The organism is Streptomyces lincolnensis (assembly GCF_021173675.1).
GTDB classification, from domain to species: domain Bacteria; phylum Actinomycetota; class Actinomycetes; order Streptomycetales; family Streptomycetaceae; genus Streptomyces; species Streptomyces lincolnensis_B.
Genome location: NZ_JAIHON010000012.1, coordinates 181,507 through 203,833, shown reverse-complemented (window position 1 = coordinate 203,833; position 22,327 = coordinate 181,507). Strand labels below are relative to the sequence as shown.

Genomic DNA, 22,327 nt, shown 5'->3' with positions numbered 1-22,327 from the left:
ACTGGCGAGAAACAGGATTCCGAGACCGACAAGGGTGGCCGCGGCCCCGATCAGCTCTGCGGTCGCGTGCATGGAACCTCCGAGGCGTCGACGGGCGGGGTTTGTCATATAGACATGGCGACCGGTCCGGCTACGGAATCCGCAGCGCTGGGCGTCCGTTATTTCACCCGTGAGGCAGATGAGAGGCGGTTGAGGGGTGGCGGGTGGGCGGGCGCCAGTTCGACGCCTTACGATCCTCTGTTGTGTCCAAACTGACCGACGTGCCCAAACGGATCCTGATCGGGCGCGCACTGCGCAGTGACCGGCTCGGGGAAACGCTCCTGCCGAAGCGCATCGCACTCCCTGTCTTCGCCTCCGACCCGCTCTCCTCCGTGGCGTACGCGCCCGGCGAGGTGCTGCTGGTCCTGTCCATCGCGGGCGTGTCGGCGTACCACTTCAGTCCCTGGATCGCCGTCGCGGTCGTCGTACTGATGTTCACGGTCGTCGCCTCCTACCGTCAGAACGTGCACGCGTACCCGAGCGGCGGCGGCGACTACGAGGTGGCCAACACCAACCTCGGCCCCAAGGCGGGCCTCACGGTCGCCAGCGCGCTGCTCGTCGACTACGTCCTGACCGTCGCCGTCTCCATCTCCTCGGGCATCGAGAACCTGGGCTCCGCGGTCCCGTTCGTGGTCGAGCACAAGGTGCTGTGCGCGATCGCCGTCATCGTCCTGCTGACGCTGATGAACCTGCGCGGGGTCAGGGAGTCCGGCTCGCTGTTCGCGATCCCCACGTACGTCTTCGTCGCGGGCGTCTTCATCATGATCGCGTGGGGTGCCTTCCGCGGGCTCGTCCTGGGCGACACCATGCGGGCGCCGACGGCGGACTACGAGATCAAGCCGGAGCACCAGGGGCTGGCCGGGTTCGCCCTGGTCTTCCTCCTGCTGCGCGCCTTCTCCTCCGGCTGTGCCGCGCTCACGGGCGTCGAGGCGATCTCCAACGGCGTCCCGGCCTTCCGCAAGCCCAAGTCGAAGAACGCGGCGACCACGCTCGCGATGATGGGCCTGCTCGCCGTCACGATGTTCTGCGGCATCATCGCGCTGGCCGCCGTGACCAAGGTCCGCATGGCCGAGAACCCGGCCGTCGACCTGGTCCACAACGGCGTGGCCCTCGGCGCCGACTACGTCCAGAACCCGGTGATCTCCCAGGTCGCCGCGGCCGTCTTCGGCAAGGGCAGCTTCCTGTTCATCGTGCTCGCCGCGGCCACGGCGCTGGTGCTGTTCCTCGCCGCGAACACCGCCTACAACGGCTTCCCGCTGCTCGGCTCGATCCTCGCCCAGGACCGCTACCTGCCCCGCCAGCTCCACACCCGCGGCGACCGCCTCGCCTTCTCGAACGGCATCGTGCTCCTCGCGGGCGCCGCCGCGCTGCTGGTGTGGATCTACGGCGCCGACTCCACGCGGCTGATCCAGCTCTACATCGTCGGCGTGTTCGTGTCCTTCACGCTCAGCCAGACCGGCATGGTCCGCCACTGGAACCGCCACCTGGTCACCGAGAAGGACCAGGCCAAGCGCCGCCACATGCTCCGCTCCCGCGCCATCAACGCCTTCGGCGCCTTCTTCACCGGCATGGTGCTGGTCGTCGTCCTGGTCACCAAGTTCACCCACGGCGCCTGGGTCGCGCTGCTCGGCATGGTCATCTTCTACGCGACGATGACCGCCATCCGTAAGCACTACGACCGGGTCGCCGAGGAGATCGCGGCCCCCGAGGGCCCGAGCGACGACATCGTACGGCCGTCCCGCGTGCACTCCGTCGTGCTGATCTCCAAGATCCACCGCCCCACCCTGCGGGCGCTGTCCTACGCCAAGCTGATGCGCTCGGACACCCTGGAGGCGCTCAGCGTCAACGTCGACCCGGCGGAGACCAAGGCGCTGCGCGCCGAGTGGGAGCGACGGGGCATCACCGTGCCGCTGAAGGTCCTCGACTCGCCGTACCGCGAGGTCACGCGGCCGGTCATCGAGTACGTGAAGAGCCTGCGCAAGGAGTCGCCGCGGGACGTGGTCTCCGTGATCATCCCCGAGTACGTGGTCGGCCACTGGTACGAGCATCTGCTGCACAACCAGAGCGCGCTCCGGCTGAAGGGCCGGCTGCTGTTCACTCCGGGTGTCATGGTGACGTCGGTGCCCTACCAGCTCCAGTCCTCCGAGGCGGCCCGGAAGCGGGCCCGCAAGCGGCAGGAGTGGAACGCGCCGGGCGCGGTGCGGCGGGGGCCCGCCGAGCAGCGGGCCAAGGAGACGTCGGCGCCGAAGTAGACTGGTGGGCTGTTGTTCGGCCCTTCCCCCTCACGCATCTGGAGTCACCCCCGCCATGCAGGCAGAACCGAAGAAAACGCAGGCGGGGTCGACGGTCGAGTCGCCGGAATCCCCGGAGGGCTCCCCGGTGAACTCCGCGGACGGCTCCCTGGTGGGGGAGGAGTACGAGGTCGAGGTCGGCCCCGTCGCCCACGGCGGGCACTGCGTCGCCCGCACGGCCGACGGCCAGGTGCTGTTCGTCCGGCACGCGCTGCCCGGTGAGCGGGTCGTGGCCCGGGTGACCGAGGGCGAGGAGGGGGCCCGGTTCCTGCGCGCGGACGCGGTGTCCGTCCTGTCGGCCTCCAAGGACCGCGTCGAGGCGCCCTGCCCGTACGCCGGTCCCGGCCGGTGCGGCGGCTGCGACTGGCAGCACGCCAAGCCGGGCGCCCAGCGCCGCATGAAGGGCGAGGTCGTCGCCGAGCAGCTGCAGCGCCTCGCGGGCCTCACCCCCGAGGAGGCCGGCTGGGACGGCACGGTGATGCCGGCCGAGGGCGACAAGCTTCCCGCCGGCCAGGTGCCGCAGTGGCGGACGCGTGTGCAGTACGCGGTGGACGCCTCCTCGGGCCGGGCCGGTCTGCGCCGCCACCGCTCGCACGAGGTGGAGCCGATCGACCACTGCATGATCGCGGCACCCGGAGTGAGTGAACTCGGCATCGAGCAGCGGGACTGGACGGGCATGGAGTCCGTCGAGGCCATCGCGGCGACGGGTTCGCAGGACCGCCAGGTGATCCTGACGCCCCGTCCGGGCGCCCGGCTGCCCCTGGTGGAGCTGGACAGGCCGGTGTCGGTGATGCGGGTGGAGGAGAAGGACGGCGGCGTCCACCGCGTCCACGGCCGCGCCTTCGTCCGCGAACGCGCCGACGGCCGTACCCATCGCGTCGGCAGCGGCGGCTTCTGGCAGGTCCACCCCAAGGCCGCGGACACCCTCGTCACGGCCGTCATGCAGGGCCTGCTGCCCCGCAAGGGCGAGATGGCCCTCGACCTCTACTGCGGCGTCGGCCTCTTCGCGGGCGCCCTCGCCGACCGGCTCGGCGAGCAGGGCGCGGTCCTCGGCATCGAGTCCGGCAAGCGTGCCGTCGAGGACGCCCGCCACAACCTCGCCGCCTTCGACCGCGTCCGTATCGAGCAGGGCAAGGTCGAGAGCGTCCTCCCGCGCACCGGCATCACCGAGGTCGACCTCATCGTCCTCGACCCGCCCCGCGCGGGCGCCGGCCGCAAGACCGTCGCCCACCTCGCCTCCCTCGGCGCCCGCCGCATCGCTTACGTCGCCTGCGACCCGGCCGCGCTGGCGCGGGATCTGGGGTACTTCCGGGACGGGGGGTATCGGGTGCGGACGTTGCGGGTCTTCGATCTGTTTCCGATGACGCACCACGTGGAGTGCGTCGCGATCCTGGAACCCACTGGAAAGGGATCTTGACCTGCGGTTCTCTGACTTCTTTCGTCGGCTCGACCTGTTTGGCAGGTGGGAACGGGTGAAGGCGGACGCTGTCGCGTGACCTGCGCATTCGTCTGAGAGGGAGAGGCGCGTGGCGGTGGCGGAGCCCGTTGATTGTTGCGGTGTGACGCACGAATGACGCACGGGCTGAAAGGCCGTCAGGTCGTTGGAGAGCCTGGAACAGGTGCGGAGACGAGCTGGCCGGCTCCCTCGTATGCGCGCATTTGTCTTGCTGCTGGGCCGCAGCAGGGCAGCGCACGTGCGACGGGTCTCTTGGCCCGGCTTGTCGCGCGCGGGAGGCGAAGTCGACCGTGATCCGGCGGGCGGCGGCACCCCAGGCCGTCCACTGGGCCATGAGGCGTTCCAGGTCGCTGCCCGCGCCGCTGATCACGGTGGACGTGGGGGCGGACAGGACGGCGATGTCCGAGTCCGTCCGGCAGCGGTGGCGGGCCGCGAACCGTGAACGCCCATCACCTCCCTCATAGAGCCCGATCCGGGCTCGTGGCCTCCAGGGCCGGTGTGACTCCTTGCCCCTGTCCTCGATGATCCGGGGTGCCGGTCTTGGCGGCACCGGACGGTCGCTGGTGGAAGTGATCGCCGACAGGCAGGGCTGCGTGATGTGACTGCCGATCTCCGGTGCCGCAGCGGGCCACTGCTTGACCCGGGGAGGGAAAGCATGGTGACCAGCAGATTCCGGGATGGATTCAGCTCACATGCGTTATCGCTCGGGCTTGTTCGGCGTGGGTAGCCGCTTCCCGAAAAGACTGCCGTGGTCGGAACCCGCCCTGTCCAGCGGCACGTCGGGACCGGCGGCCAGGTTCAGTCCGTACCACAGGACCGCTTGGTTGGCGGTGATCACAGGGAGCCCCAGCTCCCGCTCCAGGGGTACGACCGCGCCCTGGGCGCGGAAACCGCTGCCGGGGACGAGGATGCCGTCGATGGGGTCGGGGCCGGAGTCCACGTCGGCCTCGACCGTGTGCACGGCGGTGAGTGTCTGGCGGTGTACCTCGTCCGAGTCGACGACCCAGCGGGCGCCCTCGTCGAAGGCGTTGTACTTGGGGGAGCCGGCCCACTCCGGGCCGAGGTCGAACTGGGCGATGCGGACGCGATTGACGCCAACGGTGGCGAGGTATTTCTCAGTGGCCGCGAAGGTCGGGGGAGTGAACCAGGGCGGCATCATCACCAGGGGACGACGTACGCCGGAGGCCCGCAGTGCGGCCGTGATCGCCACGGCGGCGGTGTGGACAGGCGTGCCGTGGGAGTACGTCTCTGCCTCCGCGATGAACTCCGTGTCGAAGGACGGCCCACCGAAGAAGCTGCTGGATCCGAAGCACAGCGCGATGCTGTCCGCGCCGAGCCGCCCGAGGTGATCAAGGCCCCGGGCCACCTCGGGGTCCGAGGCGAAAGCCCGCGCAGGGCTGCCGACGTACTCGGTGTCGACGTGCCGGGGGCACTCGAAGCGGGCGGTGTGGACGGAGGCACCGGGCGGGGCCATCGCCCATATCTCGGTCTCGGGAACAGGGTCGTTGTGGATGACGAGGATGCCGATGCGTGGGCCGTCCACTCGCCTGGTGGACACCGGAATTGACGCTACGTCAGGTACTGCGCGCCTCGTCATGACGTCCTCCCCTTCTCGCGCGCTGTGACCGGGTCTCCGGCCGGCTTCTGCTCCGCTCCTCCTGCCTGCGCAGCCGGGACACCGAAGCCCAGCCACGACCACACCGCGCCAGCCAACGCGACCACGCCCGCCAGCAGGAACGCGGGCAGGAAGGCGCCGTCGTCCGGGTTCGCGCCGAGGATGATGACCAGGATTGCCACCCCGAAGGCGCCGCCCGCGTACTGGGTGGTGGTCATCAGGGCGCCGGCGACGCCTTGGTTCTCGTCGGCCACGTCTCGCGTGCCGCCGACGAACATAGAGGTGTAGATCATGCCGTGGCCGAGCCCACTCACGATCAGACCGGGCAGTATGCCCAGCCAGTACGAGTGGTTGTGCACGGAGACCGCGAGCAGCAGTAGGCCCACCGCGCCGACCGTGAACGCAGACGGCAACGTGCGCCCCACGCCCAGGGTGGTGACCAGCCGGCCCGCGATGATGTTGCCAAGGGTGATGCACACGGCCAGTGGCAGGAAGGCGATGCCCGCGGCGAGCGGTTCGAAGCCGCGCCCCTCCTGGAGGATGAGCGTGACGAGGTAGAACTCCGAGCCCGCCACGCTCGCCATGTAGAGGGCGGAGCAGCCGCAGCCGACGAGGAGCGTGCGGGTCCCGCGCAGCGCCGGTGCCACCAGCGGCTGAGCGCTGCCTCGTTCGCGGACGACGAAGAGGAAGAGGAGGACAATGGCCGCGCCGAAACTGCCCAGTGTGAGCGGGGCGGTCCAGCCGAGGTCTGCGGCCAGAGTGAGCCCCAGCACGGAGACGAGGACGGTCGCGGCGCAGAGCACCGCGCTGAGGACGTTGAGCGGGGACGACGTACGCGGGCCGTTTCCGCCCGGCAGCAGGCGCGGGGCCGCCAGTACGCAGACGATCGCGAAGGGCAGGTTCACGAGGAAGGTCCAGCGCCATGAGAGCGTGGTGAGCAGCCCGCCGAGGACGACGCCGGCGGCGAGGCCACTGGCGCCGACCGTGCCCCAGACGGCGAGGGCGCGGGTACGTTCACGGCCCGGTGCGAAGGAGGTGTTGACCAGGGCGAGGATCGACGGTTGGAGCGCGGCGGCTGCAACGCCCTGTGCGCCCCGGGCGATCAGCAGCAGCGCGGGGTCCCCGGCGATGCCGCCGATCAGCGAGGCGACGCTGAACAGCAGAAGCGCGGCGACGAACATGTTGCGCGCGCCGATCCGGTCGGCGGCCCGTCCGCCGACCACGAGGAACCCGGCGAAGAAGACGGAGTAGGCGCTGACCACCCACTGGGTGGCGCTGGGGGACAGGTCGAGATCCGTACCCATGCTGGGCAGGGCCACGAAGATGACCGAGAAGTCGAGCGCGATGAGGAACTGGGCCGCGGAAAGCGTCACCAGCCCCCCGATCGGACTGCCCGGCGCCGCGTGGTCCGGTGTCGTGGGTGGCGTCATTTCTTCGTAACCGCCTTATCGTATCGTTCCGTTATGTGTAGATATTGGTGCCGGTGTGGATGTCGCCATGCCGGTGCGCCGATACGTGTCATGGCTTTACGTATCTGCCCGGATGCGATCAGTGATCACGGTGGAAGATCGAAGACCATCCAGAGCTTCGCTGAGTGCCCGCACCGATTCGGCCACCGATTCCGCCCCCGCGGAGGTCAACTGCTCCGCCGTGGCAACCCCGTACGTCACTCCGAGCGCACGCATCCCGGCCGCACCGGCCATCCGTACGTCGTCCACCGCGTCGCCCACGACCACGCACGCGCCGGGTTCGCGGCCCAGCTCTCGCGCGGCGAACAGGGCCGGATCGGGGTGGGGCTTGCCCTGAGGGGCCATCCCGTGACAGACGACGGCGTCGAAGTGGTGCGTCAGCCCGGCCGGTTCGAGGAGTTCCAGGGCGCTGACCCGGATCTTGCTCGTCACAATGGCCAGAGCGAGCCCTTCTGCCCGCAGTCGCACCAGCAGCTCCGGTACGCCCGGGAAGATCAGAGACCTCGCCCTCGGGACCACGTCCTCGCGGAACAACTTTCGGAAGCGGTCGACCGCCCGAGCCACCTCGCAGTGCTCCTGCTCCAGCTCCAGCAGCTCGGCGAAGGCCGCCGCCAGCGGCCTGCCCACGGTGGCCCGCACCCGCTCCCGGGGCGGCACGGGCCGGACCGACTCAGCGAGGACCTTGTTCACTACGGACACGATGGCGCCCGGGGTGTCCAGCAGCGTGCCGTCGAGATCGAACAGTACGGCCGTTGTCCGATTGCCGCTCATACGGGCGCCTCCCGCCTGGTGATCTCCTCCGCGAGCCGGACGGCGAACTCGCCCGCCAGCGCAGTCGTCGACAGCAGCACCGAACGGTTGGCGGCGGCCGTCCGGCCCTCCGTCGCCCGCGCGATTGCCTTCAGGAGGTACGGCGTGATGGCCGGGCCCGTGATGCCGTCGCGCTCGGCGAGTGAGGTGGCGTCGGCGACAGCCGCCTCGACGTCCTGGGACGGGATGCCGTCGGCCTCCGTGATCGGGTGCGTGACCAGCACCGAGGTCTCCGTGCCGGTGTCCCAGTGGGCGAGGGCGGCCGACGCGACCAGCCCGAGGTCGTCCAGCCGGTGGGGATTGCGGACCCCGCTGCTCACGCTGAAGTACGCCGGGAAGTCGTCGCATCGGTAGCCGATCACGGGGACCCCGGCTGTCTCCAGCCACTCGACCGTCCACCGCGGATGCAGCATCGACTTGGCCCCGGCGCACACCACGGCCGTACGGCTGCGTGTGAACTGGACCAGGTCCGCCGAGATGTCGAAGGTGAGCGGGGCGTCCCGGTGGACCCCGCCGATGCCGGCGACCGAGAACACCCGGATGCCCGCGAGGTCGGCGGCCACCAGCGACGAGGACACGGTGGTCGCGCCGGGCCCGCCGCCCGCCACGGCGATGCCCAGGTCACGGGTGCTGACCTTGGGGATGCCCGGGGCGGCGGCGAAGCGCTCCAGATGCTCCGTGGTCATACCAACGAGAATCCGGCCGTCGAGGATACCGACCCGGGCCGGGACGGCGCCCGAGCCGCGTACGGCGTCGTCGATGTCATGGGCCAGGGCCAGGTTCGCCGGGTACGGCAGACCGTGCGGAATCGCCGACGATTCGAGGGCGACAACCGGCCGCCCCTCGTGCAGGGCCTCGGCGACCTCTTCGTCAAGAGCGAGGGGTGCGGTGCGGTGCGTACTCATATGACTCTCCTCGGGTAGATGTGCGACTCGGGCCTCAGGCATGGGAGTTGGCCTCAGTAGCCAGTGATCCGCCAGCGACCGTGCTCAAGCCGTCGAGGAAGCGAGGGTGCAGGAGGCGCATGCTGGACATCACGAACTCGTACGGCAGGTCGTCGAATTCGCCATGCTCCTTGAGGAACTCCATCTGGGCAGAGGTTTCTTGTGAGCTGTCGTACGGGTGGTACTGGCTGTCCGTGACCCCGTCGAAGTCCAGCGCGGGCATCCCGTACAGCCGGCACAGCAGCTCGTTGAAGACCGGGGTCGCTCTGAGCCAGCGCCCGCCCAGGTACACGGACGTCAGCGAGTGGAAGAAGACGTCGCCGCCGATCAGTTCCTTGAGGCGGTCCGAGGCGAGATGGTTGCGGACGTCGGCGTACACCAGCCTGCTCGGCACGCCCACCGCACGCACCGCTGCGGCGAACAGCACCGACTTGTGCAGGCAGAAGCCCTGTCCGGCGGCGAGGACCGAGCTTGCGCTCAGGCCCGTTCGAGACAGGTCGGCGCCGTACACCTCGTAGAACAGGCCGTCGCGTACGGCGTAATAGAGGTCTACGACCTGGCGTACGGGGTCGCCCGCCGAGGAGTCCTGGACGGACCGGGCGACGAACTCCCGTATCCGGGGCGACTCGTGGTCCAGGAACTCGGTGGCGCGGAGGCATGGGGTCATTTCGTCGTCGGACATGGGTAATTCCCTTCTCTCACAGGCCGAGCATCGCGGCGATGCGGGTGCGCTGGATCTCGGACGTGCCCGAGTAGATGGTTCCGGCGAGGGCGTTGCGGACGTCCTTCTCGATGCCGTACTCGGTCATGTAGCCGTAGCCGCCGAAGATTTGGAGGGCGGACAGGGCGCTCGCGGTGTTGCCCTCGCTGGTGAGGATCTTTGCGATGGCCAGGTCCACGGTGACGTCCTCGTGGCGCAGCAGCTTGGCGGCCGTGTCGTACAGCCACTTGGCGGCCGTCTCGGTGGCGATCTTCATCTCGACGATGCGGTGGGACACCGACTGGAACCTGCCGATGCTCTGCCCGAACTGCCTTCGCTCGCCGGCGTATTGGACGCACCGGTCGAGCCGGTGCCGCATCTCGCCCAGGTTGACGGCGAAGGAGCAGAGGATCTCCCACTTCATCACATGGTCGAGGACCAGGAACCCCGCGCCGGGCGCGCCGACCAGATTGCGGGCGGGGACCCGGCAGTCGTCGAGGAACACCTCGGCGAGCGGGGAGGTCTTGAGGCCCATCTTCTCAATGGGCTCCCCGACGGTCAGTCCGGGCGTCCCGCGTTCGACGAGGAAGGCACTGAGTGCGGCCGGGCCGGGAGCGGTTCCCGTGCGGACGTAGACCGTGAACAGGTCGGCGACCGGCCCGTTGCTGATGAAGATCTTGCTTCCGTTGAGGATGTAGTCGTCGCCGTCGCGCACGGCAGTGGTCCGCATGCTCATCGCGTCGGAGCCGTGGTCGGGCTCGGTAATGGCATGCGCGCCGATCGACGTGCCGTCGCAGATGCCGGGCAGATAGCGGTACTTGAGGTCCCGGGAGCCGAAACGCTGCACCGGGACGCCGACGCTGACCATGTGTGTCGTCACCGAGAAGCTCAGGCCTCCGTCGCGGTTGGCCTCGCCCAACCCTTCGAGGACGTACATGGTGGTGAGGAGGTCCTGGGCGAGTCCGCCGTACTCCTCGGCGAAGGGCAGCCGCAGCAGGTCGGACTTCATCACGGTCCGCCACTTCTCCCGGGGAAACTCCCCTCGCCTGTCCCACGCGAGGTGGTCCTCGCCCAGCGCGTCGAACACTGGCCGCATGGTGCCGCGGAGTTCTCGCTGCTCGTCGTTCCAGATGGTCATGGTGTGCTCCCTGGCTCAGTAGCAGGAGAAGCCGTCGGCCGACAGGTCGTGGGCCTCGTCACCGCGCAACGCCGGGGTGAAGACGCACACCAGCCTCAAGTCCTCGTCGGCAGCGGCGAGTTCGTGGGCGTCGTTTTGGTCGAGGGCGTACAGGGTGCCGGGCGTTATCGGGTGCTTGACGCCATCGGTGGTCATGACCCAGCCACGGCCCGAGATGCAGTAGCAGGCTTCCAGATGGCGCTGGTACTGGAGGTTGGAGGAGGTGCCGGCGCGGACGACGGTGTCGGTCACCGAGTAGCCCATGCCGTCCGCCTCCAGCAGGAAACGGCGGCTGATGCCGTTGCCCCAGTCGACGGTTTTGACTTCGTCCAGGCTGCGAACGATCATTTTGTGTCCCTTTTACTACTGTTGTGGGGTGCGGCGGCGCTTTCCACGAACGCCTGGATCGCGTTGACGCTGCGAAAGTTGTCAGGGGTGAGCTGGACCTCGCCCGGTGGGATGCCGTTGGCATCGCAGACCCAGGCGATCAGCCGTAGTAGACGCAGACTGTCCACCAGCCCGCTGTCGATCAGGTCGTAGTCGTCGTCGAGTTCGGCGGGTGTGATGTCGGGTACGAACTGCTGGACGATCCAGGCTTTGAGTGGCGCGGAGTTCATGCTCATCCCTTCGCGAGCCAGCGCTCTTTGATGGATTGGCGGTCGGGCTTCCCCGTTGACGTGCGCGGCAGCGGCTCATCGGTGATGTTCAGGGAGCCCGGGATGGCGGTCCGGGGCAGATGCCGGGCGCAATGGCTTCGCAGAGCAAGGCTGTTGAGGCGTTCGCCGACGCGGGTGAGCCGTATCACCGCGTGCAGCAGCACCCCGGCCTCCGGGTCGGGCAGTGCCACGACCACGGCCTCTTCGACGTCTGGGTGCAGGAGCAGGGCCTGTTCGACGTCCTGCAGATTGGTCCGTACGCCACGCACCTTGACCTGGAAGTCGGCCCGGCCCCGCAGGGTGAGTGCGCCGTCGGCAGTCCGGTGGGCGAGGTCGCCGGTGCGGTAGTGCACGGCGCCGCCGCCCGGCGGACGCAGGAAACGGTCCACGTTCAGCGCCGAGTCGAGGTAGCCGTCGGTCTGGAAGGGAGTGCGCACGACGAGTTCGCCAGTGCCCTCGCCTGTCAACTCCCTTCCCTCGCCGGTGAGAAGGGTCCAGGTGACGCCGGGCAGAGGTACCCCCAGGGGCAGTTCCGCCCGCTCTTCGGCGCGGTCGACCTCGTACACGAAGCTGTCGTTGGTCTCCGTGCAGCCGTACACGTTGTGGATCCGGGCCGCCGGGAAGAGCCGCGCGGTCCGCGCCAGTAGCTCCGGCGGCGTGGCCTCGCCGGTCAGCAGGACGTGCCGGACGTCGGGCAGGGTCCGGCCGGCGCCCTCCGCCGCGTCGGCCAGCAGTCGGAACAACATCGGTACGGACTGCACCAGTTGGACCCGCGTCGCGGCCAGTGTCTCCAGCAGGTGCGGCCCGTCGGTGGCCCGCTCCGGCGGTACGAGGACGACGGTGCCGCCCGCGCCGAGCGTCGCCCAAACGTCGAGGAGCGAGAGGTCGAAGTTGAGGGGTGCGTACGACAGCACCCTGGTCCCCCGCGCCGTCCCGAAGTGCGCGGCGGCCCACGTCATGAAGCGGTCCATGCCGTCCTCGGGCAGCGGCACGATCTTGGGCAGTCCGGTCGATCCGGACGTGGTGAGGAGGAGCGGAGAGGTGCGGGGTGCGAGACCGCTCCGCGGCGGCAGGACGGACGCCAGGCGTACGACGGACAACGCGCCGGCTGCCTCGCCGGCCCCGTCCGCCGCGTCCTTCCCGGCCGCCCCGTCGGACCCAGTCGACACTATGTGTGTGCAATGCGCCTGGCTCGCCAGTCGGCGCAGTGCGTCGGCACCCAACTCTGCTGATGGGAGCAGGACTTGGCGGTGCTGCTGGAAGCAGGCCAGCAGGAGTGCGACTGCTTCGGGTGACTTGCGGGCCGACACGCACAGCAGGCCGGTGTCCGGCGGCAGTTGCCGACCCAGTTCGTGGGCTCGGTCGGCCAGTTGACGGTAGGTGAGTCGGGTGCTGCCGGACACCAGGGCGTCGAGGTTGGGCGACTCCCCGGCGTGGCGGTTCAAGGATGCGACGAGACTGCTCGTGGGCACGGCCGTCTCCCTTCTGGACCGAATGTCGGACGGTGGCCGGCTGGCACCTTCGCGGGCCGCGATGGTGTGTCTCCGACGATCTGGGTAAGAGCATGCGCCGCCATCCATGCCCGTCACGTCCGCCTCTGCCCCGATCTGTCGCGTCGTCCTCAGGGTGTACGCGGGCCGCCGGCGTCATCGGCTCCCTTGACCCGCCGGATACGCCACAGGGCTGTCGCGCGGCGCGGGCGAGCGCGAGGACAATCGGTGAAGGAGAAAGGGTTCGGCTGCTCCCGGAACCCGATGCCGGACCGTCGTCACCCTCTTGGTGGATGGACATCGGGGTTTTCCTGCCGGTGTGATGTTGAGGTTAGTTACACAGCGTGTTCACACGAATACGTCGGCATTTGCCAACCCTTCCGCTCTCCTCTCCCCTGGAGTCCCTCATGACCACTCCCCAGTCGTCCGTCGACGGACCGCTCGTGACCATCCAGACAGCCGACATCCCGGCCGTGCACGGTGTTCTTGTCGCGGACGAGACCGTGTTCGTTCCGCATCCACCGCCGGCCCTGGTCACCGCGTCGAAGCTGAACGCCCTGATCAAGCCCGGCACGGACGACGGAACGCGGGCCGAGTCCATCGACGTCACGGACGTTCGTGTGATGGGCCTGGACGACGGCGAGACCAGGGCCTCGCTGGCGGTACTCACTCTCGCCGAGCCGTCCGCCCTTCGCCGGAAGGTGCCGCAGTACTCTGCGGCGCAGCTCGGCGATGCCATCGCGAACCACGCTGGTGATCTGTGGGCCGCGCTGGCCTCGCTCGGCTACGAGGTGCCGACCGGCGCGAGCCGGGACAGCGCCCCGGAATCCTCGGCGGACCTCCGGACCTTCGCGGGCCCCGGGGCGTCAGCCGTCGAAACGCACGACAGCATCGAGGCGTTTGCCGACAGAGGGTGTCTGTACTGCGGATGCTGCTTGCCGCCGAAGCCCCCGGCTGACGGCCGTTGACCATGACGCGCGCGACTCGCGTGGGACGTATACCGGCCCAGGACTCCTGGCGGGCACTGGCCGTGGTCGTGCCGGACATGCTGGCGTTCGGTCGCCTGGCGGCGCCGGACACCACCGGCCAGCAGGCCCTGATCACGGTGCTCGCGGCCGTCCCGGCCTGCGCGGCCCTGCGCCTGCTCCGGACCGAGCCCGTAGCCGGGTTCTGCGCGTTGTGGCTCCACGCCGTGGCCTGCGGCCTGATCAGCCTGGTCACAATGCTCGACTACATGCCCGTCTTCACCGTGCTGGCAGGGCTCTTCAGCGTGGTGGTCGCCCATCCCCTGAGGACCGCACTGGCGGCACTGGCCGTGTCGGCCGTCCCGATGGGGCTGACGATCTGGGGCGACCTCGTACATGTGGCCACCGAACGGCGGCTGTCCGCTCTGGTCGGGCTGGTGACGTTCTTTCTGTCCCTGTACCTCGAAGTGTTCTTGCTCGGCCGCTGGATCCGGGCGAGCGAGACCGAGGCGGAGCGCACCCGGAACCGGCTCGCCGAGGCCCAGCGGGCCATCACCGACGAGCGTGTCCGCGTCGCCCGTGAACTGCACGACATCGTGGCCCACTCGGTGACGGTGATGGTCCTTCAGGCGGCCGGTGCGCGGCGCGTGCTGCACACCGACCCCGATCGGGCTGCCCTGGCTCTCGGCGACATCGAGAACCAGGGCAGGAACGCGATGGGCGAACTACGCCGCATGTTGACGCTGCTGCGCACGGCGGAGCACCCCGCTGCCTCCTCCGCCGACTGCGGACTCGCCGGACTGGACCGTCTCTTCGAGGGCGTGCGGCGCACCGGTGTCTCCGTCACGTCCGAAGAGCGCGGGAACCGCCCCTGGCTGCCGGAGAGCCTGGACCTCACCGTCTACCGAGTGGCCCAGGAGGGGCTGACCAATGTCACCAAGCACGCCGGGCCGGGCACCCATGCCGTCGTGCGGTTGATCTGGGACTGCTCCCTGCTCCGCGTCGAGATCGACGACGACGGGGCAGGAACACCCTCCACCCAGCCGGGTGAACTGTCCACGGGGCATGGCATCGCCGGTCTGCGGGAGCGCGTCGAGGTGTTCGGCGGCAGTCTGTCGACGGCCCCGAGCGGCGGTGGCCACCGGCTCTCGGTGACGCTGCCGATCCCCGGAACGGCACCGTACAGCCCGACTCTGGAAGGAACTGATCCGTGATCCGCGTGATCCTGGCCGACGACCAGCCCCTCGTACGCTCCGGCATCGGCATGCTGCTCTCGGCGGAACCTGACATCGAGGTCGTCGGTGAGGCTCACGACGGGGCCATGGCGATCGACCTCGCCGAGCAACTGCAGCCCACCGTCGTCCTGATGGATGTCAGGATGCCCGGCATAGACGGCGTGGAGGCCACACGCCGTATCACTGCGGATCGGTTCCTGAGTGAGCGGGGCGCACCGGTACGCGTGCTCGTGCTGACGACGTACAACGTGCACGAGTCGGTGATCCAGGCACTGCGCGCCGGAGCCTCCGGGTTTCTGCTGAAGGACGCCGCACCGGAAGAGCTGGTCCGCGCCGTGCGGGCGGTCGCCGACGGCGACGCGTGGCTGGACCCGTCGGTCACCCCGGAACTGCTGCGCGAGTTCGCCGCACGTCCCGACCGGCTACTGCCGACGCCGGCCGAGATGGAGAACCTCACGGCACGCGAGCGCGAGGTGCTGGTGCTGATCGCCCACGGGATGTCGAACGCCGAGGTCGCCCAGCACCTGGTGATCAGCCAGACGACCGTGAAGACGCACTACAGCAGGATCGTGATGAAACTGGGGGTGCGGGACCGTGCCCAGGCGGTCGCGGCGGCCTATCAATGCGGCCTCGTCCAACTGGGCAGCACACCTCCCCCACGAAGCTGAGACGGCTCCTCGGTCCTCGCCACCAGCTCGTCCGCGTACGTCCGGCCCTCGGCGAGGAACAGGTCGGTCAGCTCGAAGGTCGGGGAGGCATGCAGACCCAGGGCCGCCTTTGCCGCGTTCGGGTGAGGGTTGCGGTACAGGCGTTGCGAGGCGTCGCGCAGTTCCACCATCAGCGGGACCACGTGGTGCATCAGGTCGCTCCGGCCGTGGAAGGTCTTCTCCAGTACGGCGATGAGCTTGGCGTACGTCTTGTTGAACAGGACCGCCTGCGTCTTGAGTTCGGGACTGTCGCGGTAGTCCTCGATCTTTGCCATCGGGTCGATCGGATAGGCATCCGCCCAGGTGATGTCCAGGAGTGGGCCACTCGGCGAGGTCCGGGGCAGATCGTGCCTGCCGTATCTGCGGCCCTTGTGGATCTCGTTGAAGCGGAAGTAGTGGGCGACCTGCCGCTCCTCACCGAAGATCTTGTCGTCGCTGTCCCAGATGGTGTCGTGGGCGCCCTCGCCCTGGTCGCTGATCACCTCGATGGCCAGCAGCGCGGTCTTGAGGCCGGTGACGGCGAACACCTCGCCGCCCGAGTTGTAGAAGTCACGGGGGCCGATCTGGTCTCCCGCCACGCCCGTGAAGATGGTCGACGGCGGCTCCTGCTCGCGTGCGGCCTGCTCCAGATCGGTCACACCGCGCCGGATGGCGTCGTAGAACTGACCGATGGACGTCCAGCCGGTTGGCTTCTGTCCGTTCGGCGGTACGAACGACTGCGGCCGTTCGATGTCCAGGAAGGTCACTAGTGCCTCGGGTGAGTAGTGCCGCAGCCGGACCTCGGGCACACGCTTGTCGGCGAACGGGAGCCTCGCCGGGTACTTCCTGACGAACTTCGACACGTCCGCCTTCCCACCCACCGCGGTGAGCAGGTTCGCGGCCAGCGTCATGTGGAGCATCTCCTCCAGCAGCACGCTGCGGATGACGCCGTACGCGTACGCGTTGGTCCCGGGCTTGATGGAGTACATGCCCGTCAAATAGACGGGAATGGTCAGGTGCTCGACCTCCAGGGCCGCCTGGAGGTACCTGCGCAGCTCCGGAACGTCCTTCGGCTGCCGATAGTCCTGCTGCGCCAGCTCGTACATCGTTGTCATTCGGCTGCCCTCTTTCCGGCCAGGTGGGAGGTGGCCACCGTCACCGGTTGGTGCAGTTCCGCGAGGTCGCGGTGGATGCGCTCGGCGCTGCGCAGCGCGAGTGCCGCCATGGTGAGCGTCGGGTTGCTGGTGCCGATCGAGGGCATGCTGCCGCAGCCCACCGCGTAGAGGTTCGGATGGTCGTGGGTGCGCTGGTCGGCGTCGACCACGGACGTGGACTTCCGGGTGCCCATGATGTGCGTGCCGGCGGCGTGCCCCGGACCGCGATAGCCGAGGTCCTGCGGGGGCAGGTCACCGCCCGGAGTGTGAGTGAAGTATCCGAGCGGATGGCTGCCGTCGTCCTGAACACCCAGGTTCGTGTGGTCGGTGGCGTTCAGCAGCTTGAAGATCGCCTTGGACACTTCGCGCGCCGCGTACAGACCGTCCTTGACCCGGTGGTCGAGGTCATAGTGGATGATCGGCCGCGGGTTGCCCATGCCGTCGCGGTACCGGGCCGGGTCGATGGTCACCCGGTTGTTCCGCTCGGCGTGCTGCTCCATCGCGATCTGCAGCTGGATCTGGCGGTTGACCTGCTGCCCGAGGTCGCGGCGCAGCTTCGGGCCGAAGTAGCCGCCGTGCCGGACCTCGCCGTTGGCGTCACCGCCGAGACCCAGCATCCGGGCGACGCTGCTGAGCGGGGCGCCGGTGGACCAGCCCCAGCCCCAGTTGCTGATCTCGATGCGGAACGGGGCGCGCTTTCGCCGCCCCTGACCCGTTCTGAAGCACTCCAGGCCCGAGGTGTGGCCCGGGCCGCGGAACGCCCCGACCGGATCGTTGGCCGGCATCTCCGCCCAGGCCAGCAGAGTGGGGTGGTCCATAAGGTGCCGGCCGACGTTCCCGCTGCTGTTCGCCATCCCGGAGGCGAGCAGCAGCACCGCGTTCTCGATGGAGTGGGCGGCCAGGACGACGATGTCGGCCTCCACGGTGTATGGCCGGCTGCTGGGGGTGGCCGGGTCCCCGTACTCGCGGAACTCCACACCACGGACGGTGCCGCCCCGTCCGGGCAGCACCCTGCTGACGACGCAGCGCGTCGCCAGGCGCACCGAGTCGGTGAAGTCCTGCTGGAGGCGCAGGGGATGGGACTTGGCCTGGACCGGGCAGATCGGCGTACAACTGGCGTTGCCGACGCAGCGCTCACCGAAGTTGGGCATGCCGACGGCGCCGCGCGGTCGGTACGGGTTGCCGCTGCCGTCGTCCCAGGCCGGGTTCGGCGTGCTGTTCCGGGCCTGCGGAAGCCCGTAGACCTGGAGTGTGTACGCGCTCTCGGCGATCTTGTCCGTGACGGACCTGCCGTCGAGCAGTCGGTGGAAGCGGGCGTCCAGGTAGCTCGGCGGGATTTCCTCCATCGGGTACTGGTATTCGGGGTCCGCGACGACGCCGAGCCGGTGCTGCTCGGCGCCGTCGCCGGCCGTGCCGATCAGCAGCTCCGCCTCGCGCACGTGCCGCTCCAGGTCCATGGCCGTGACCGGCCAGTCGGCGCCGTAGCCGAAGTTGGTCCTGGTCGCGAAGTCCTCGGGGAACATCCGGGGCACGGCGCCAAACCAGTGCATCCCGGTGCCGCCCAGGGCCCGGAGGTAGTCCCCGGCGTACGGGAAGGGCCCGGTTTGTTCGAAGTGGCCCGAAGTCGTATAGCTGGAAGGGCCCGTCGAGCGCAGGTCGAGGACGTCGGGGAACGGGGCGGCGGCGCTGGTGCGGTAGGCCGCGTTCGATGCCTTGACGACCGCGGCCGAGAACGTACGGACGGTGTCCTGGAACCCTTCCCACGTGTCGGTGCCGCCGTTGCCGGCTTCGAGAACCAGCACGCGCCAGTTCTGCCGGCCCAGGTGCCGGGCGAGGAGACTTCCGGCCCAGCCGCTGCCGACGATGATGACGTCGAAGTGGCGTCCGTCGACAGCGGATCCGGTGGTGTTGACGGTCATCGTTCACTCACGTCCTTCGCGGGGGATCCGCTGCCGGTTTCCGGGGGCGGCGCCGCGCACGGTACGGCGGATGGCGGCACCGAGCGGGTGACGCACGCGCCGGGCAGCAGGTGAGGGGGCACCGACTCCTCGTCCAGCAAGTTCGCGAGGGCCCCGTAGGCAGTCGGGTCGTACGGGCGGGTCGCGGTCGCTGCCGACTGCGTGATCGACTCGGCGATCTCCGCCTCCGTCGGCAGTGTGGGCGGGGGATACGACCAGGTACCGAAGCCAGGGGGTTTCGCCCCGCCTGGGTGACCGCCGAAGGCTCGCCAGACCAGCCCCTCCGGATAGCTGGTGGCCGAGGCCATGGACTCCCCATTGGGACGGTCGCGGCGCAGCTCCGCATGGACGGCGGGTGCGATGCGGGGCCAGGCGCCCGTGTACCAGAGGTAGACGAGTGCGCGGGCGATCTCCCGTTCCGTCGGGGGGAGTTCGGCGGGTCCCTTGCCCTCGGCCTGGGCCTGCTCCCAGCGGGAGAGGAAGTTTTCGAGGTGGCCCTCGCCTAGTTCGCGCCGGGTTGTGTCGAGGTAGAGCGGCGCCATGCCGGTGCCGTGCAGATCGAAGGCGCTGAACCCGGTGAGCGGCACGCACAGCCGGACGAATCGCTCCAGCGGGGCCGATGGCGCTTCAAGGTGCGTGTCAGCGTTCGGGGCAGCCGCTCCAGCGTTCGTTCCGTCAGTCATGGACTGCTCCCGCGACCGCGGCCAGCAGGTGGTCCGCCAGGCGCTGGACCGGGGCAACAGCGGTCGGCGTCGGCTTCCAGGACGTGGACGTGGGGAAGGTGCCGGCTCCTCCGACATACACCTTGCTCACCGTGTGGAGTTGGCCGTGCAGGTTTGTCATGCACTCCGCGGGGTTGGAGCCCAGACACAGTGTTCCGGAATTGTGCACAAGCGCGTCCTTGAGCCGGGTGTCCGTGATGCCGGGCTGCCAGCCGCCGGGCCGCCCGTCGGTCGAGGGACGCCACTGATCGATCGCGGTCGAGCGGTCCTTGGCGAGTCCGTCAGTGACCAGCTTTTGCGTCGCCTCGTCCATCTTGGCGCGCACGCTCAGGTCCTTCGTCGAGGGCGCGAAGCGGAGCACGGTGGTCTCGTGGTCGACGTGGACGCGGCTGCCGTTCAGGTCCTCGGGACTGCTGCGCCACTCGCCGAGGGCGTGCACCGTGAATCCGATGTGCTGCTTGCTCGCGAGTTGGTTCAGGTGCTCCTGGTCGAATGAGTCCGGGATCAGCCGGTGCCGATCCGCCTCGGACGGGCCGGGCCGGGGGGTGGACACGACCGTCAGATGGATGTGGGAATTCTGCTTTCCGATCTTCATGGCCACGTGGCCCCGCAGGCAGGGGTAGCCGGTCTGGAGCCTGTCGGGATTCGTCGGCTTGGGCCAGGCCGCGCGTGGTACCCAGGCCGAGAACCAGGAGGTGACGTGCCCGCCGAGGTTGGTGCCGGTGAAGTCGGGGAGCACGTCGGTGAAAGGGCGCTGCAGTGGACCCGCGGGCTTCACGATGCCGTTGGCGAGGACGACCTTGGCGCGCGGACCGAGCCGGGGGACACCATGGCTGGTGCTCCAGAACTGTGCCCGGCCGCCGGGACAGAGGATCTGCGGGACAAGGTCGAAGGACCGCCCCCTCTCCAGCACCAGGCACTTGACCTTCTTGTTCGGCCCCATGCCTTGGAGCGGCCGGCCGAGAACGGCCGCGCCGACTGCGCCACCGCCCACGAGCACCATGCCGTACTTCTTGGCGGCGATGTTCTTGAGGGTCTTGCAGCAGGACGTCGCCCCCGGGTCCTGGTAGGCGACATCGAGCAGAGTCGTCCCGTCAGCGACGACGGCATCGGAGCCGTGTGGGGGGTTCGGTTCGGGCACGTGGCGCCTCCTCGTGGCCGGCGATGATTCGCCAACGGGAACTTTCTGCCATACACGCGATGGGTCGTAAAGACGTCGATCGCAAATCTCGGCAGGGGAATCGGGTGCTGATTCCGTGCGGGAGTCCGGTAAACCGGCGGATGCAACGATTCTCCAGCCGGTCCGGGCGTTAGCCAGATGGTCCGGAGTTCCACTCCCAAGGGTAGCGAATCGGATGTTTGTTCGTCTTGTTGTGATTCCTTTGAGGTTAATTTAAAAAGCTCGTTCGGAGTTGACGTGCATCAATTTTCGAGTTGATTACTCAGTTATTCTGATTGCGTGTGAGGGGAAAGGGTTGGGCGTGCTCGGGTCAGCCCGCCTGCGACGGCAGCCATTCCTCACCGTGAAGTTGTCTGCCTGGTGGTGTATCGCGCGCTCCGCGCACCCGTCCGCCTCGATTTCACCGGGCAGGCGGAGTGCGGCTCCGGCATCTCCGTCACGCGGCTGCCCGGGTGTGAGAGGCGAGCTGAGGCGGAGGGAAGGCGTCAGCTGTTGCGATAGCGAAATGACCATCGGGCAGGCACCGTCGGAGAGGCCGAGGCGTACTCGGACATAGGTGGGCGACGCGCGCTCGGGCGAGGCGGAGTGGCCTCTCGGCATCTCCCCTTCGAGGGGTGGGTCGTCTGCTTGCATCGCTCTGTGTCTGTGCCACAGCCCCTTCCATCTGCCCCCTGATCTGGCCCCTGGCCAGGGCGGTTTGGGTTGCCGCCAGGTACGCCGTGGCCACAGCCATGGCCGTGGTATCGGCGTCCGCGACGCAGGTTTACGGCTGTGACGCACGTATGACGCACGGAGCTTTCCCTGGGGCCTGGCTGGAACTCAAGAACGCATCTGGCCTGCACGTTCTCTGGAGTGGGCCAGACTGCACATCTTTCCGATGACTCATCATGTGGAGTGCGTTGCCATCCTTGAACCGGCCGCGAAGGGCTCCTGACCTCCGAATTTCGTGTGTGCGCATACCCCGACGCCGTCGATCGGTCCTCCCGCGACGGCGCCGGCCGCCGCGTGTCACGTCGCCGGGAGGCCCTCGCGGTCTTCGAGGGCGCTGATGGCGGTGGCGGTGAGGCTGTGGGTGATGTGGCCTCGCATCAGTTGGGCGGCTTCGGTGGCGCGGCCGTCCACGATGAGGGTGACGAGCTGGTGGTGTTCCTGTAGGTCCCGGGTGCGGGGTTCGTCGCCGGGCGGGAGTTCGAGGCCGAGGCGCCGGTAGCGGTCGGACTTGTCCCAGAGGTCGTCCAGCAGGCGGATGAGGACGTCGTTGTGGGAGGCCCGGTACACCGCCTGGTGGAAGGCGCGGTGGGCCGTGAGGGCCTCTTCCCCCCATTGGCGGGTGACGGGGAGGAGTTGGTCGACGGCGGCCCGCATCGTGGCGATGTCGTCGTCGGTCCGTCGCCGGGCGGCGAGTTCGGCGGCGGTCGGGTCCAGGGACAGGCGGACCTCGAAGAGCTGGCGGGCCTCGACCGAGTTCATGGCGGAGACCCGGACGTCGCGGTGGGTGTCGACGGTGACGAGTCCCTCGCTGCTGAGGCGGCGGATGGCCTCGCGCAGGGGCGTGATGCTCATGTTGAGGGACTCGGCGAGGTCGTACTGGGCCAGCCGTGACCCGGCGGGGAGGGTGCCGAAGAGGATCCGGTCGCGGAGCTCCGCGTAGGCGAGATCGCTCTTGCTGAAGAACAGGTTCTGTCCTGCCATGGCCCCCTGACCGTTCCCTTCCGGGGATTCCCCACCCCTTGACATCCCGCGTCGGGCCAGCCCAGTCTAACAGCCGTCGCATCTTATA

At 68.9% G+C, this 22,327-nt stretch carries 19 protein-coding genes; 5 read left to right on the top strand and 14 right to left on the bottom strand.

Annotated features, from left to right (window positions below; genetic code table 11):
- Nucleotides 1–242 precede the first annotated feature (242 nt).
- On the top strand, nucleotides 243–2,291 hold the full coding sequence (locus K4B79_RS33435; RefSeq protein ID WP_232031068.1) for an APC family permease: 2,049 nt from the start codon (nucleotides 243–245) through the stop codon (nucleotides 2,289–2,291).
- A 55-nt stretch (nucleotides 2,292–2,346) separates the two neighbouring features.
- Nucleotides 2,347–3,747: a class I SAM-dependent RNA methyltransferase gene (locus K4B79_RS33430; RefSeq protein WP_232031067.1), complete on the top strand. Its 1,401-nt coding sequence runs from the start codon at nucleotides 2,347–2,349 to the stop codon at nucleotides 3,745–3,747.
- 736 nt (nucleotides 3,748–4,483) lie between these two features.
- Here the strand turns inward: K4B79_RS33430 and K4B79_RS33425 are convergent.
- The 9 genes from K4B79_RS33425 to K4B79_RS33385 all read right to left on the bottom strand — a co-directional run bounded on the left by K4B79_RS33425 (nucleotide 4,484) and on the right by K4B79_RS33385 (nucleotide 12,629).
- The gene (locus K4B79_RS33425; protein ID WP_232031066.1) at nucleotides 4,484–5,344 is read right to left on the bottom strand and encodes an aspartate racemase/maleate isomerase family protein; all 861 of its coding nucleotides are present in this window, start codon (nucleotides 5,342–5,344) and stop codon (nucleotides 4,484–4,486) included.
- A gap of 35 nt (nucleotides 5,345–5,379) precedes the next feature.
- Complete coding sequence (locus K4B79_RS33420; protein WP_232031065.1) at nucleotides 5,380–6,831, bottom strand: MFS transporter; 1,452 nt, start codon at nucleotides 6,829–6,831, stop codon at nucleotides 5,380–5,382.
- A 96-nt stretch (nucleotides 6,832–6,927) separates the two neighbouring features.
- Complete coding sequence (locus tag K4B79_RS33415; RefSeq protein WP_232031064.1) at nucleotides 6,928–7,641, bottom strand: HAD family hydrolase; 714 nt, start codon at nucleotides 7,639–7,641, stop codon at nucleotides 6,928–6,930.
- Nucleotides 7,638–8,585, bottom strand: coding sequence for a pseudouridine-5'-phosphate glycosidase (locus tag K4B79_RS33410; RefSeq protein ID WP_232031063.1), 948 nt, complete (start codon nucleotides 8,583–8,585; stop codon nucleotides 7,638–7,640). The genes K4B79_RS33415 and K4B79_RS33410 overlap by 4 nt, the downstream gene beginning before the upstream one ends.
- 34 nt (nucleotides 8,586–8,619) lie before the next feature.
- Nucleotides 8,620–9,306, bottom strand: a complete 687-nt coding sequence (locus tag K4B79_RS33405) for a transglutaminase-like domain-containing protein (RefSeq protein ID WP_232031062.1) — start codon at nucleotides 9,304–9,306, stop codon at nucleotides 8,620–8,622.
- A gap of 16 nt (nucleotides 9,307–9,322) precedes the next feature.
- A complete protein-coding gene (locus tag K4B79_RS33400; RefSeq protein WP_232031061.1) occupies nucleotides 9,323–10,462 on the bottom strand; it encodes an acyl-CoA dehydrogenase family protein in 1,140 nt (379 codons plus the stop codon).
- A 15-nt stretch (nucleotides 10,463–10,477) separates the two neighbouring features.
- The gene (locus tag K4B79_RS33395) at nucleotides 10,478–10,849 is read right to left on the bottom strand and encodes an ectoine synthase (protein WP_232031060.1); all 372 of its coding nucleotides are present in this window, start codon (nucleotides 10,847–10,849) and stop codon (nucleotides 10,478–10,480) included.
- The gene (locus K4B79_RS33390) at nucleotides 10,846–11,118 is read right to left on the bottom strand and encodes an acyl carrier protein (RefSeq protein ID WP_232031059.1); all 273 of its coding nucleotides are present in this window, start codon (nucleotides 11,116–11,118) and stop codon (nucleotides 10,846–10,848) included. The genes K4B79_RS33395 and K4B79_RS33390 overlap by 4 nt, the downstream gene beginning before the upstream one ends.
- 2 nt (nucleotides 11,119–11,120) lie before the next feature.
- Nucleotides 11,121–12,629 (bottom strand): AMP-binding protein, encoded by a 1,509-nt coding sequence (locus K4B79_RS33385; protein WP_232031058.1) that lies wholly within the window; start codon nucleotides 12,627–12,629, stop codon nucleotides 11,121–11,123.
- 425 nt (nucleotides 12,630–13,054) lie between these two features.
- Here K4B79_RS33385 and K4B79_RS33380 point away from each other — a divergent pair, with 425 nt between their 5' ends.
- The 3 genes from K4B79_RS33380 to K4B79_RS33370 are packed head-to-tail and all read left to right on the top strand — an operon-like array spanning nucleotide 13,055 to nucleotide 15,515.
- Complete coding sequence (locus K4B79_RS33380) at nucleotides 13,055–13,615, top strand: hypothetical protein (protein ID WP_232031057.1); 561 nt, start codon at nucleotides 13,055–13,057, stop codon at nucleotides 13,613–13,615.
- Between the two features lie 20 nt (nucleotides 13,616–13,635).
- Nucleotides 13,636–14,826: a sensor histidine kinase gene (locus K4B79_RS33375; protein WP_232031056.1), complete on the top strand. Its 1,191-nt coding sequence runs from the start codon at nucleotides 13,636–13,638 to the stop codon at nucleotides 14,824–14,826.
- Entirely contained in the window at nucleotides 14,823–15,515 is a 693-nt protein-coding gene (locus K4B79_RS33370; RefSeq protein ID WP_306498679.1) for a response regulator, read from the top strand. Before K4B79_RS33375 ends, K4B79_RS33370 begins: the two co-directional genes overlap by 4 nt.
- Here the strand turns inward: K4B79_RS33370 and K4B79_RS33365 are convergent.
- The 5 genes from K4B79_RS33365 to K4B79_RS33345 all read right to left on the bottom strand — a co-directional run bounded on the left by K4B79_RS33365 (nucleotide 15,467) and on the right by K4B79_RS33345 (nucleotide 22,239).
- Nucleotides 15,467–16,648, bottom strand: a complete 1,182-nt coding sequence (locus tag K4B79_RS33365; protein ID WP_232031055.1) for a ferritin-like domain-containing protein — start codon at nucleotides 16,646–16,648, stop codon at nucleotides 15,467–15,469. The genes K4B79_RS33370 and K4B79_RS33365 overlap by 49 nt on opposite strands.
- Nucleotides 16,645–18,606 carry a GMC oxidoreductase gene (locus tag K4B79_RS33360; RefSeq protein WP_232031054.1) on the bottom strand — a complete coding sequence of 654 codons (1,962 nt, stop codon included), beginning with the start codon at nucleotides 18,604–18,606 and terminating at the stop codon, nucleotides 16,645–16,647. Before K4B79_RS33360 ends, K4B79_RS33365 begins: the two co-directional genes overlap by 4 nt.
- On the bottom strand, nucleotides 18,603–19,328 hold the full coding sequence (locus tag K4B79_RS33355) for a hypothetical protein (RefSeq protein ID WP_232031053.1): 726 nt from the start codon (nucleotides 19,326–19,328) through the stop codon (nucleotides 18,603–18,605). The genes K4B79_RS33360 and K4B79_RS33355 overlap by 4 nt, the downstream gene beginning before the upstream one ends.
- Nucleotides 19,321–20,508: a GMC oxidoreductase gene (locus K4B79_RS48380; RefSeq protein ID WP_232031052.1), complete on the bottom strand. Its 1,188-nt coding sequence runs from the start codon at nucleotides 20,506–20,508 to the stop codon at nucleotides 19,321–19,323. The genes K4B79_RS33355 and K4B79_RS48380 overlap by 8 nt, the downstream gene beginning before the upstream one ends.
- A gap of 1,047 nt (nucleotides 20,509–21,555) precedes the next feature.
- Entirely contained in the window at nucleotides 21,556–22,239 is a 684-nt protein-coding gene (locus K4B79_RS33345) for a GntR family transcriptional regulator (protein WP_232031051.1), read from the bottom strand.
- Between the last annotated feature and the right edge of the window lie 88 nt (nucleotides 22,240–22,327).